General features: G+C 62.9%; 13 protein-coding genes and 1 pseudogene. 9 read left to right on the forward strand and 5 right to left on the reverse strand.

Annotated elements, in window-relative coordinates:
* Positions 1–65 precede the first annotated feature (65 nt).
* The 3 genes and pseudogenes from BN1127_RS22055 to coaBC all read right to left on the reverse strand — a co-directional run bounded on the left by BN1127_RS22055 (position 66) and on the right by coaBC (position 2,110).
* On the reverse strand, positions 66–395 hold the full coding sequence (locus tag BN1127_RS22055; RefSeq protein ID WP_042648920.1) for a site-specific integrase: 330 nt from the start codon (positions 393–395) through the stop codon (positions 66–68).
* A 129-nt stretch (positions 396–524) separates the two neighbouring features.
* Positions 525–782: pseudogene (gene dut / locus BN1127_RS06585) on the reverse strand (dUTP diphosphatase); the annotation flags it as partial.
* A gap of 125 nt (positions 783–907) precedes the next feature.
* Entirely contained in the window at positions 908–2,110 is a 1,203-nt protein-coding gene (coaBC, locus tag BN1127_RS06590; RefSeq protein ID WP_042648921.1) for a bifunctional phosphopantothenoylcysteine decarboxylase/phosphopantothenate--cysteine ligase CoaBC, read from the reverse strand.
* Between the two features lie 147 nt (positions 2,111–2,257).
* On the opposite strand from coaBC, the gene radC reads away from it, so the two are divergent.
* The 6 genes from radC to BN1127_RS06615 all read left to right on the forward strand — a co-directional run bounded on the left by radC (position 2,258) and on the right by BN1127_RS06615 (position 5,930).
* Positions 2,258–2,932: a RadC family protein gene (gene radC, locus BN1127_RS06595; protein WP_042648929.1), complete on the forward strand. Its 675-nt coding sequence runs from the start codon at positions 2,258–2,260 to the stop codon at positions 2,930–2,932.
* Between the two features lie 136 nt (positions 2,933–3,068).
* Positions 3,069–3,305, forward strand: a complete 237-nt coding sequence (gene rpmB, locus BN1127_RS21220) for a 50S ribosomal protein L28 (protein ID WP_005307492.1) — start codon at positions 3,069–3,071, stop codon at positions 3,303–3,305.
* 11 nt (positions 3,306–3,316) lie between these two features.
* Positions 3,317–3,484: a 50S ribosomal protein L33 gene (rpmG, locus tag BN1127_RS06600; protein WP_005323752.1), complete on the forward strand. Its 168-nt coding sequence runs from the start codon at positions 3,317–3,319 to the stop codon at positions 3,482–3,484.
* 94 nt (positions 3,485–3,578) lie between these two features.
* Positions 3,579–4,034, forward strand: a complete 456-nt coding sequence (locus BN1127_RS06605; RefSeq protein ID WP_042648922.1) for a hypothetical protein — start codon at positions 3,579–3,581, stop codon at positions 4,032–4,034.
* A gap of 27 nt (positions 4,035–4,061) precedes the next feature.
* Entirely contained in the window at positions 4,062–4,874 is an 813-nt protein-coding gene (gene mutM / locus BN1127_RS06610) for a bifunctional DNA-formamidopyrimidine glycosylase/DNA-(apurinic or apyrimidinic site) lyase (protein ID WP_042648923.1), read from the forward strand.
* A gap of 177 nt (positions 4,875–5,051) precedes the next feature.
* Positions 5,052–5,930: a VirK/YbjX family protein gene (locus BN1127_RS06615; RefSeq protein WP_042648924.1), complete on the forward strand. Its 879-nt coding sequence runs from the start codon at positions 5,052–5,054 to the stop codon at positions 5,928–5,930.
* A gap of 76 nt (positions 5,931–6,006) precedes the next feature.
* Here the strand turns inward: BN1127_RS06615 and coaD are convergent, their stop codons facing one another.
* Positions 6,007–6,489 carry a pantetheine-phosphate adenylyltransferase gene (coaD, locus tag BN1127_RS06620; RefSeq protein ID WP_005323744.1) on the reverse strand — a complete coding sequence of 161 codons (483 nt, stop codon included), beginning with the start codon at positions 6,487–6,489 and terminating at the stop codon, positions 6,007–6,009.
* A 223-nt stretch (positions 6,490–6,712) separates the two neighbouring features.
* On the opposite strand from coaD, the gene BN1127_RS06625 reads away from it, so the two are divergent.
* Positions 6,713–7,756: a glycosyltransferase family 9 protein gene (locus BN1127_RS06625; protein WP_042648925.1), complete on the forward strand. Its 1,044-nt coding sequence runs from the start codon at positions 6,713–6,715 to the stop codon at positions 7,754–7,756.
* A gap of 58 nt (positions 7,757–7,814) precedes the next feature.
* On the opposite strand, the gene BN1127_RS06630 is transcribed toward BN1127_RS06625, so the two are convergent.
* Positions 7,815–8,603, reverse strand: coding sequence for a glycosyltransferase family 2 protein (locus tag BN1127_RS06630; protein WP_042648930.1), 789 nt, complete (start codon positions 8,601–8,603; stop codon positions 7,815–7,817).
* Between the two features lie 288 nt (positions 8,604–8,891).
* Here BN1127_RS06630 and waaF point away from each other — a divergent pair, with 288 nt between their 5' ends.
* Positions 8,892–9,989, forward strand: coding sequence for a lipopolysaccharide heptosyltransferase II (gene waaF, locus BN1127_RS06635; RefSeq protein ID WP_042648926.1), 1,098 nt, complete (start codon positions 8,892–8,894; stop codon positions 9,987–9,989).
* 1 nt (position 9,990) lies between these two features.
* The coding region (waaA, locus tag BN1127_RS06640) for a lipid IV(A) 3-deoxy-D-manno-octulosonic acid transferase (RefSeq protein WP_042648927.1) at positions 9,991–11,179 on the forward strand (1,189 nt) is incomplete at its 3' end.

Here is an 11,179-nt window from a genome sequence, read left to right on the forward strand (position 1 = left end):
TAGGCTGATTCAAGGCATTTACGGGAGAAAAAACGGCTCAAACATGAAGAAATGAAATGACTGAGTCAGCCGAGAAGAATTTCCCCGCTTATTCGCACCTTCCCTAAGTCACATTTTGTTGCCTGTTGCCAAGATTTTCCTTGGGCAGTCATAAACCGAATGAAGATGGAGACCTGATTGGCGTATGTCTTCCAAGTCTGAATACTCGCACGTTGAGGACAGAGTAGGTATTTACAAAAACCATCGAGTATCTGGTCTGGCAGGCCATTGTCATCTAAAAAAAAGGGCCGACCATTTGGAATCATGTTTGTCTTAAGAAGAGCCCTGAACTTGGTTCTTTCTACTGGGGGCAGCTGATCAAAGACGCCCTTATCAAAGTAAAACAGTTCAGCCATCGCTCAGCTCCAGATGATGAGACTATTGAGACATTCTATCCATGCGGCTTATAAATTCATGTGAACCATTGAAAGGACAATATTCTCTACTATGCAACGAATGAGACAGCTTCATTAATGACGTATAACGACCAGGTTGCCCAGCACGATGCCGTGCTTATGACCCAGGCCGGAGCGGGGCAAGATGGTGGCGCACAGACCCGGATCCTGAATGTGGATGGCGAGCCCGGTCGGCACTAGCGTGGTGTCGCCCGGCGCCAGCGTGATCGGTGCATCCAGCAGGGCGCGCAGATCCATACCGGCGGAACCCGGGGTGGCGTAGGCAGGCAGCGGGAATTCTGTGCCGATGCGGGCATCCAGGATTTTCAGTTCAATTTGTGTGTTCATAAATCGTTTTTCAGTTGGATCGCCAGGGGCGATCGAGTGGTTCAGCGAGTGCTTGTGTGGGCACTCGCATGTTCAATACGATCCGTGTCGCCACGACGCTTTCGTCTGTGGAAATGGCCCAGGGCTCAGGGTCGATAATGGCGTGCAATCAGGGCCACAAGGTGACGAGCCAGCGTCAGCTTATCGGCCAGGGGCAGGGCAGCTTGACCCCCTTGCCAGAAGACGGTCAGGGCATTGTCATCGGCGTTGAAGCCTTGACCTGCACGGGACACGTCGTTGGCGGCGATCATATCCAGCCGCTTACGTCGCAGTTTGTCGAGGGCGTATTGTTCCACATCCACAGTTTCGGCGGCAAATCCGACGGTGAAGGGTTTGTCTGACAAGGCTCCCACGGCGGCGATGATGTCGGGATTCTTGACCAGGGTCAGCGTCATCTGGTCGTTGTCGCCGGTCTTCTTGATCTTCTGGCTGGCGACCTGGGCAGGGCGATAGTCCGCCACGGCGGCGCAGCCGATAAAGAGATCGCAGTCACCGATCCTGCTCATCACCGCCTTATGCATCTGCAGGGCGCTCTCCACGTCGACCCGCTCAACTCCCTGGGGGGCGGCAAGGGCGACCGGGCCGCTCACCAGGGTCACCTCGGCACCCGCCTCACGGGCGGCGCGAGCGATGGCGTAACCCATCTTACCTGAGCTGTGGTTGCTGATGTAGCGCACCGGATCCAGCGCCTCGCGGGTCGGCCCTGCGGTGAGCAGCAGTTTGACCCCCGCCAGCAATGGCTCGGCAGTCAGCTGCTGGCAGCAGCGCTCCACCAGTTCGAGGGGATCCAGCATCCGGCCCGGGCCCACGTCGCCGCAGGCCTGGCTGCCGGAGTCCGGCCCCCACAGCAGGATGCCACGGCTGGCCAGGGTATCGAGATTGGCCTGGGTGGCGGCGTTGCGGAACATCTGCTGGTTCATGGCCGGAGCCAGTGCGACGGTTGCCGGGGTGGCCAGGCAGAGGGTGGTCAGCAGTTCATCCGCCATGCCGGCGGCCAGGCGCGCCATCAGGTTGGCGCTGGCGGGCGTGATCAGCACCAGATCGGCCCACTTTGCCAGCTCGATGTGGCCCATGCCCGCCTCGGCGGCCGGGTCCAGCAGGCTGTCGGCGACCGGGTGGCCGGAGACGGCCTGCAGGGTCAGGGGAGTGATGAACTCCTTGGCGGAGCGGGTCATCACCACCCGCACCTCGGCCCCCTGATCTTTCAGACGGCGTACCAGCTCGGCACTCTTGTAGGCGGCGATCCCGCCACTGACACCCAACAGGATGCGTTTATCGGCCAATCTCATCTGCTGCTTCTCTTTCGGCTCACTCTGACTGGTCGGCTAAGATAGCACAGGCGATGGACGACGACAGAGGCTGACATGGGGGAGTTGTGGTCGGGCTCCCGCGATTTTTTGCTATGTTTTCTCTCAATAGCCATGGGGGAGAGACAAATGAGCATCAAGGAGTGGCCGGAAGATGAGCGCCCCCGAGAGAAGTTGTTGCGCCGTGGAGCTGGGGTGCTGTCCGATGCGGAATTGCTGGCGATCTTCCTGCGCACCGGGGTCAGCGGCCTGAGTGCGGTGGATCTTTCCCGCCAGCTATTGCAGCAGTTCGGATCCCTGCGGGCATTGCTCGGTGCCGAGCAACAGGCTTTTTGCGGCGCTCACGGGTTGGGGCCGGCCAAATATGCCCAGTTGCAGGCGGTGCTGGAGATGGGCAGACGGCATCTTGCCGAGCAGTTGCAACGGGGGGAGGCCCTCACGTCCCCCCAGCTGACCCGGGAGTATTTGCAGGCTCAACTACGGGACAGGCCGCGGGAGGTGTTTGCGCTGTTATTGCTCGATAACCAGCACAGAGTGATTCAATTTGTTGAACTTTTCTACGGCACCCTGGATTCGGCGAGCGTCTGGCCCAGGGAAATCGTGCAGATCGCGCTCAAACATAATGCAGCCGCCGTGATTCTGGCGCATAATCACCCGTCCGGCGTAGCCGAGCCCAGTCGGGCCGACCGCCAGATCACGGATCGGATCCTGGCCGCCCTGGCCTTGGTCGATATCAGAGTGCTGGATCACTTGGTGATCGGTGACGGCATCACGGTTTCTTTCGCAGAGCGTGGTTGGTTATGACTGGGCTCTGGCACTGTATTAGTTGATCTTTGATCACGGATGCTGTATAAAATGCCGCCTTCTGTTTGCCCCGCAATCGAAGGCCAGCGGGGCAGATATTTGCTCGAGCAATGAAGTAAGATTTGGAGAGACTGACATGTCTAGAGTATGCCAAGTAACCGGCAAGCGCCCGGCAGTTGGTAACAACCGTTCGCACGCTAACAACGCTACCAAGCGTCGTTTCCTGCCGAACCTGCACACTCACCGTTTTTGGGTTGAGAGTGAAAAACGCTTCGTAAGCCTGCGCGTATCCGCAAAAGGCATGCGTATCATCGACAAGCGCGGCGTTGAAGTGGTTCTGGCTGAACTGCGTGCCAGCGGCGTTAAGGTATAAGGAATTAGATCATGGCTAAAGGTATTCGCGATAAGATTCGCCTGAACTCCAGCGCCGGTACTGGTCACTTCTATACCACTACCAAGAACAAGCGCACCATGCCCGAAAAAATGGAGATCAAGAAATTTGATCCCGTTATTCGTCAGCATGTGATCTACAAGGAAGGCAAAATCAAGTAATCACTTGATGCTGCATTCCCAAAAAACCCGGCTTAGTGCCGGGTTTTTTTATGGATGGAATTCAGTACACTGCCGCTTCAAAGGGAGGCTTGCCATGTTCAAATTGAGCCGTAAAGGCTGGAATAATGTGATCATAGTGGTGGTGCTGATAGTGATCACCCTGCTGCACCGGCTGGAGCAAGCCCAGCAGGAGAACAGCGCCCAGCGGTCCCGTCCCCTGCTGCCCGAGTCTGCCGTGGTGTTGACCTGGCAGGGGCCGAGCTGGCAGATAGAGCGGATCGGCCAGGGTTGGCGCAGCGGGCCGGATCTGGGGCTCAGCAGCGCCCAGCTGGCCGCCCGCATCGAGACATGGCAAGGCTGGCTGTTGCCCCCGGGCGGGGCCGTGCGCGGCACCCCTGTCACCCTCAAGATATGGGTCGCCGGCCAGAGCGATCCGGTGGAAGTCGGGCTCTATCAGGATGACGGCAAGTTTGCCGCCCTGCTACCCCCCTCGACCTGGCTCACCCTGAGCCAGGAGCAGTACCGCGACCTGTTGCGTCCCACCCCCTGAACCCTGCCGTGAGCGAGAGGCCTGTCTATGCCTGAATTACCGGAAGTCGAAGTCAGCCGCCAGGGGATCTCTCCCTGGCTCACCGGCATCAAGGTGACCCGAGTGGTGGTCAGGGATGGCCGGCTGCGCTGGCCCGTGCCTGGCGAGATCCAGGAGCTGGTGGATCTCGTCATCCACAGGGTCAGCCGCCGCGCCAAGTACCTGCTGCTGGAGACCGATTTTGGCACCGCCATCCTGCACCTTGGCATGTCCGGCAGCCTGCGGGTGCTGGACATAGGCACCCCGGCCGAGAAGCACGATCACGTGGACATCGAGCTCGCCAACGGCAAGCTGCTGCGGCTCAACGATCCGCGCCGTTTCGGTGCCCTGCTGTGGACCCGCGAACCCGCCGAGGCGCACGCCCTGCTCGCCAAGCTGGGGCCTGAGCCGCTCACCGACGCCTTCAGCGCCGACTATCTGCGGGGGCGAGCCAAGGGGCGCAGCACCGCCATCAAGCAGTTCCTGATGGACAACCAGGTGGTGGTCGGGGTGGGCAACATCTACGCCAACGAGGCGCTCTATGCCGCCGGCATTCACCCCAAGCGGGCGGCGGGCAACATCAGCGGCGAGCGGTTGGGGACCCTGGTGGCAGAGATCAAGCGGGTGCTGGCCGAGGCCATTCGCCAGGGAGGCACCACCCTCAAGGATTTCACCAGTGCCGACGGCAAGCCGGGCTATTTCGTGCAGCAGTTGCAGGTCTATGGCCGGGGCGGCCAGCCCTGTTTCCACTGCCATACCCTGCTGACCGAGGTGAGGATGGGCCAGAGAACCACTGTGTTCTGCTCCCACTGCCAACGCTGAATTACCGTTTTTTGGGCCATATCCTGCCAAGTTGTAAGAGAGTATTGCCAGTCTGTTGATGCCGCTTTCGTCCATGACTACTATCTCGCCAGTTCAGGCTGCGAGGTAATAAAAATGACAGCAGAATCAATAGACTGGGATCATTTATCCCGGCAGGGGCACTATTGCGCCCAGAAAATGGCCCGCTTCCTTTATCCCGATGACAGCGCCCGCAAGACCTTCAATCGCGGCAAGTTCGTGCTGCGCAGTCTGCTCTACCGGTCGCAGTTGAACCGGGTGTTCGAGCTGTTTCAGACAGAACCCCTGAGGGCCCTGCCTGCCCACTATCCCGAGCTGCTCGACAAGCCGATGCGGCCCTATCGCTTCGCCTGTTCGACCGTGAACCAGCGAGTCAGGATGGTAGAGGATCACTACCGGCTGATGCTGGCCCGTTATCCGGATCTCATCGACCCGCTCTATCTGGGGGAAGGGATCGAACTCGGCCGTTACCCCGAGGGTGGCTGTCGCCTGGTGCTGCGCCACGACGGCACCTTCCGCCGGGAGGCCGAACTGGCCCTCTCCATCGTCAACGATCAGGGGGAACGGCTCTACAGCTGCGCCTTCTCGCTGGCGGGCAGCGAGCATGAGCTGGCGCTGGTGATAGGCTCGGTGCAGGGGCCCGAGCCCGGTGTCGAGCAGCCCCAGGAGCAGGTACGGGCCCTGACCAAGGCGGGCCATGGCCTGAGACCCAAGTCGCTGGTGGTGATGCTGGTGATGGCGCTGGCCGCGGCCATGGGGGCCAGCCGTGTCTCGGCCGTGCGAATGAAGGCGCACATCTTCCAGGCCAGACGCTACAGCAAGAAGAAAAAAGCCTGCCTGCAGGCGGATTATGACGAGCTGTGGCAGGAGTTCGGTGCCTTGGATCAGGATGCCAACTTCGTGCGGTTGCAACCCGTGGTACGCAAGCCGCTGGAGGAGGTGGCCGCCAAGAAGCGAGCCATGTACCGGCGTCGCTACGCATGGCTGGACGAGCTGGCGCTCAACTGTCAGCAGGCGCTGCACCGCGCGCCGGGCTGACGGCCGGGACGGGAGGCCGGGGCTGTGTCAGGCCGCCCCGACAAACAGGTTACCCTGGGGTAGCCTGTTTGCGTTGTCACTTCCCCTGTTTGGCGGAGATGGCCTGGGCCACCAGGGGATCGACGAACTGGTGGATGTCACCACCGTGCAGGGCCACTTCCTTCACCAGGGTGGAGGAGATGAAGGAGTTCTCTTCCGCCGGGGTGAGGAAGACGCTCTCCAGCTCCGGCATCAGGCGGCGGTTCATGTTGGCCAGCTGGAATTCGTACTCGAAGTCGGAGACGGCACGCAGGCCGCGGATCAGCACGTTGGCCTGCTGCTCCCTGGCAAAATCCACCAGCAGGCCGGAGAAGCCCACCACCTTGACGTTGGGCAGATGGGCGGTCACCTGCTGAGCCAGCAGGACGCGCTCCGCCAGATCGAACAGCGGCCGCTTGCTCGGGCTGTTGGCGACCCCGACCACCACCTCGTCAAACAGCCTGGCGGCCCGGCCAATCAGGTCGGTGTGGCCGTTGGTGATGGGGTCGAAGGTGCCGGGATAGATTACCTTGTTGGTCATGCTGCTGATTCCTGCAACCGGGAAAATTGGTCGCATTATAGGGTCTGTTGGTGGTTTGTCGCGACCGGGATGGCGCGGATTTCTGGCGCGACGCCCCAGGTTGGATCGCCCAAATCAGGGCCCCTTGGCGTCTTCGCTTGAGAATAGCCCGGCATCAGGCAAGAATACCCGCACCGCGCATCAAGCCTCCCTGCATTGGTGACAGGGAGCAAAGGGATTTTTTATGAAACGTATTCTGGTAGTCCGCAATGACAAGATTGGTGACTTCATGCTGGCCTGGCCGAGTTTTGCCATGCTCAAGCGCTCCATGGAGTGTCATGTGACTGCCCTGGTGCCCTCCTACACGGCGCCGCTGGCCCGCCTCTGCCCCTGGATCGACGAGATCATCCTGGACCCGGGTGCCCGGGCCGACAAGGAGCAGCAACGCGCCTTGCTGGCCCGCATCAAGGCGGCCGCCTTCGATGCTTCCATCTGCCTCTTCTCCAACACCCGTAACGCCAAGCTGGTGTGGAAGGCACACATTCCCTACCGGCTGGCCCCGGCCACCAAGCTGGCCCAGGTGCTCTACAACCAGCGGCTGGTACAGCGTCGCTCCCGCTCCCAGAAGCCGGAGTACGAATACAACCTGGATCTGGTGCGCCGCTTCCTCGCCGACCAGCAACTGAGCGTGGTGGAGCCTCAGGGACCTTATCTCCGCTTCGATCCCGAGAGCCTGCAACAGGTGCGCGAGCAAGTCGCCAGCCGGTTGAAGCTGGATGCGGGCCGCCCCTGGTTGATGGTGCACGCCGGCAGCGGCGGCTCGGCCAACAACCTCTCCATCGAGCAGTACTCGCGCCTCATCATCAAGCTCAACCAGGCCTGCCCTGAATTGCAGTGCGTGCTGACGGCGGGGCCCGGGGAGGAGGGCAAGGCGGAACAGCTGGCGGCCGAGCTGCTGGCCCACGGCGGCAACGGCTGGATCTACCGCTCCGACGAGGGGCTGCCGAAGTTCTGCCAGGTGATGGCCAATGCCGCCTTGTTCGTGGCGGGCAGCACGGGGCCGCTGCACATAGCCGCGGCGCTGGACGTGCCCACCATCGGCTTCTTCCCGGCGCACCGCTCCGCCACGCCGCTGCGCTGGCGCCCGCTCAACAGCGAGGGGCGTCATCTGGCCTTCAGCCCGCCGGAAGACAGCGATCACCCGGAAGACATGAGCCAGCTCGATCCCAAGACCATGGCGGCGGCGATCGCCCGCTGGGCACCGCCGTTCTGGCGGACAGAAAGCTGAGAATGGAAACAGGGCCCCTCGGGGCCCTGTCTCGTCATGGGGATGTCACCATGTCGGCTTATTTGGGTGCCTGGTCCGGTGCCTGGGGTTGCTGGCGGATCCAGAGGTCCGCGTACTTCGCGAAGGTGGAGTGGGCGGAGAGGATGGCCAGCAGCAGCCCCTGCTTGCCATCGAGGAAGCCGGCCTTGAGCAGGTACATCTTGAGGAAGCAGCCGATGGCGTGCACCAGTCCCTGGCCGAGGGAGCCCTTCTTGCCGCGGGCGGTGCGCTGATCGGCCCAGGCTCTGGCGTAGCCGGCGGATTTGACTAGATAGTGCTCCAGATCCCGGTAGGTGAAGTGGAGCAGGTCGCCGTGCAGGTTGACGATCTTCATGTTGGCGCGCACCTCCACCTTCTCGTGCACCAGCGCTTCGTTGTAGCCGGTGAGCGCCTTGGGGTAGATGCGCAGCACCCGATCCGGGTACCAGCCGCTGTGGCGGATGAAGCGGCCGAACACCCAGGAGAGGCGGGGGATGGAGTAGATGGTGTCGCTGGCCGGACTGGCCATGACGGCGGTGATGGCCGCCTTCAGTTCAGGCGTGAGTCGCTCGTCTGCATCCAGCCACAGCACCCATTCCGACTGGACATGGGACTGGGCGAGGCGGCGCTGGCGACCGAAGCCAGGCCAGGCCGTGTTGACGAAGAAACGGGCGCCGAATTCGGCGGCGATGGCGGGGGTCTCATCCTGACTGCCGGAGTCCAGGATGACGATTTCGTCCACCAGGCCATCGAGGGAGGCGAGGCAGGCGCGCAGGTTGTCGGCTTCGTTCTTGACGATCAGGACGGCCGCCAGGGTCGGTTTTTTCACGGGTTCTGGACTCTTGTTGGCGCCCGGCGGGCGGGTCATGCTCGGATTGGCGCCCATTCTAGCCTAAAACCCCGGCGGGGGCATGGGGCCGCAGGCCATGTCGAGCCGCTTTCGATGGGGGACAGGGCGCCGGTGCTGACAAGAGGGAGCATCCACTTCCCGCAGCGCGGTCTTTAAGGCCTCTTGCGCATCAGACAGGTATCTTCTGTTATTTCTTCGGCCTTTCTTGGGGCATAATCTCGCCCAGTAACGATTAACTACCGGGCCAGTCCCGAGAGAAGACGCGCGATGAAGATATTGGTGATCGGCCCCTCCTGGGTCGGCGACATGGTGATGTCCCAGAGCCTCTACAAGGCACTCAAGGCCAACCACCCGGGCAGCGAGCTGCATGTGATGGCGCCGGCCTGGTGCGTGGCCCTGCTGGAGCGGATGCCCGAGGTGGACAAGGCCATCCCCATGCCGCTCGGCCACGGCGACTTCAAGCTGGGGGCCCGCCGCCGGCTCGGCAAGCAGCTGGCCGCCGAGCGGTATGATCAGGCGATCATCCAGCCCAACTCCATGAAGTCGGCGCTCATCCCCTGGTTTGCCAGGATCCCGGTGCGTACCGGCTGGAAGGGGGAGCACCGCTTCGGCCTGCTCAACGACATGCGCAGCAACAAGCAGGCCTTCCCGCTGATGGTGGAGGCCTATCTGGCGCTGGCCTACCCCAAGGCACAGATGAAGAGCCGGAGCGACATCCCGTCCATTCCCCATCCGTCCCTGCACGTGGATCTCGTCAATCAGGACAAGGCCCTGGAGCGGCTCGGCCTGAATCGCGCCCGCCCCGTGCTGGTGCTCTGCCCCGGGGCCGAGTTCGGCCCGGCCAAGCGCTGGCCCGAGGGGCACTACGCCGTGGTGGCCCAGAAGCATCTGGATGAAGGCTGGCAGGTGTGGATCTTCGGCTCCGGCAAGGATGTGGAGGTGGCCAACACCATACGGGACCGGATCAACCCCCTGTCGCGCCCCAACTGCCACGTGCTGGCGGGCAAGACCAGCCTGCACGAGGCGATCGATCTGATGGCCCTGGCCGGTCGGGTCATCGCCAACGATTCGGGCCTGATGCACGTCGCCGCCGCCCTCAACCGGCCGCTGATCGGCGTCTACGGCTCCACCTCGCCGCTCTACACGCCGCCCCTGGCGGACAGGGTCGAGATCGTCCACACCGACATCGAATGCCGCCCCTGCTTCAAGCGCACCTGCAAGTTCGGCCACCTCAAGTGCCTGATCGAGCTGATGCCGGAGCAGGTCATCGAGGCGGGCAAGCGACTGGAGCGCAGCGAGTCGGAAGATCTGGTGATCGCGCTGCAACCGGTGGCGGGCCCCGCGACCGGCGCCGAAGGCCAGTAGCATGATCTATCGGCTGCTTTACAACCTGCTGATCCACCTGGGCCTGCCGCTGGCGCTGCTGGCGCTCTACAAGCCTAAAAAAGGCAAGCCCGGCTTCGGCAAGCGCTGGGCCGAGCACCTGGGACGGGCTCCTGCCACCGGGCAGGAGGCGCCACTCTGGATCCATGCGGTGAGCGTGGGGGAGACGCTGGCCATCAGCCCCTTCATCCGCGCCCTCAAGGCGGAGCAGCCCTCCTTGCCCATACTGCTCACCACCACCACCCGTACCGGCGCCGAGCAGGCGGCCAAGCTCGGGGATCTGGTGGTGCACCGCTATGCGCCCCTGGACTACCCCTGGGCCGTCTCGGCGTTTCTGGCCACCTTCAAGCCCCGGGCCCTTTGGGTGATGGAAACCGAGCTGTGGCCGAACTGGCTGGCGGCCTGCGAGGCGTGCCACCTGCCGGTGACCATACTCAATGCCCGGCTCTCCGAGCGATCCTGCCAGCGCTATGCCCGCTTCCAGGGCGCCTTCGATGCCCTCAGTCGCCCGCTGACTCACCTGCTGTGCCAGCACCAGGACGACGCGGATCGCTTTCATCGTCTGGGGATCGGCCGCGAGCGGTTGGCGGTGACCGGCTCCATCAAGTTCGACATCCAGTTTGGCGACGAGGTACAGGCTCGGGGCCGCGCCCTGCGCCAGCAGCTTGGACAGGAGCGGCCGGTCTGGATCGCCGCCAGCACCCATCAGGGGGAGGACGAGCAGGTGCTGGCCGCCTTCGATCGGGTGCTCAGGGCACATCCGTCTGCCTTGCTTATCCTGGTGCCGCGCCACCCCGAGCGCTTTGCCCGGGTGGCTGAGCTGTGCGCCCCCTACGGCTGCGTGCGGCGCACGGCGGGCAGTGCGGTCGGCGAGAGCGACAAAATCTATCTGGGCGACACCATGGGCGAGCTGCCGCTGATGCTGGCGGCGGCGGATCTCGCCTTTGTCGGTGGCAGCCTAGTGAAGATTGGTGGCCACAACCTGCTGGAGCCGGCGGCGCTCGGCAAACCCTGTCTGACCGGCCCCGCCTACTTCAACTTCAGCGACATCACCCGCCAGCTGGTGGCTCAGGGGGGCGCCGCCCTAGTGGCGGATGCCGAGACGCTCGGCGACAAGGTGAACACCTTGCTCGCCGATGCGGGCGCCCGCCGCCAGATGGGGGAGCAGGCCC

Origin of the sequence: Aeromonas media (assembly GCF_000819985.1) — a bacterium.
GTDB classification, from domain to species: Bacteria; Pseudomonadota; Gammaproteobacteria; order Enterobacterales; family Aeromonadaceae; genus Aeromonas; species Aeromonas media.

What these genes read in the sequence shown, in the direction of transcription:
- BN1127_RS22055 (WP_042648920.1), bottom strand. Translation starts at nt 395, where the DNA reads ATGGCTGAACTGTTTTACTTTGATAAGGGCGTCTTTGATCAGCTGCCC.
- coaBC (WP_042648921.1), bottom strand. Translation starts at nt 2,110, where the DNA reads ATGAGATTGGCCGATAAACGCATCCTGTTGGGTGTCAGTGGCGGGATC.
- radC (WP_042648929.1), top strand. Translation starts at nt 2,258, where the DNA reads ATGAGCATCAAGGAGTGGCCGGAAGATGAGCGCCCCCGAGAGAAGTTG.
- rpmB (WP_005307492.1), top strand. Translation starts at nt 3,069, where the DNA reads ATGTCTAGAGTATGCCAAGTAACCGGCAAGCGCCCGGCAGTTGGTAAC.
- rpmG (WP_005323752.1), top strand. Translation starts at nt 3,317, where the DNA reads ATGGCTAAAGGTATTCGCGATAAGATTCGCCTGAACTCCAGCGCCGGT.
- BN1127_RS06605 (WP_042648922.1), top strand. Translation starts at nt 3,579, where the DNA reads ATGTTCAAATTGAGCCGTAAAGGCTGGAATAATGTGATCATAGTGGTG.
- mutM (WP_042648923.1), top strand. Translation starts at nt 4,062, where the DNA reads ATGCCTGAATTACCGGAAGTCGAAGTCAGCCGCCAGGGGATCTCTCCC.
- BN1127_RS06615 (WP_042648924.1), top strand. Translation starts at nt 5,052, where the DNA reads ATGGCCCGCTTCCTTTATCCCGATGACAGCGCCCGCAAGACCTTCAAT.
- coaD (WP_005323744.1), bottom strand. Translation starts at nt 6,489, where the DNA reads ATGACCAACAAGGTAATCTATCCCGGCACCTTCGACCCCATCACCAAC.
- BN1127_RS06625 (WP_042648925.1), top strand. Translation starts at nt 6,713, where the DNA reads ATGAAACGTATTCTGGTAGTCCGCAATGACAAGATTGGTGACTTCATG.
- waaF (WP_042648926.1), top strand. Translation starts at nt 8,892, where the DNA reads ATGAAGATATTGGTGATCGGCCCCTCCTGGGTCGGCGACATGGTGATG.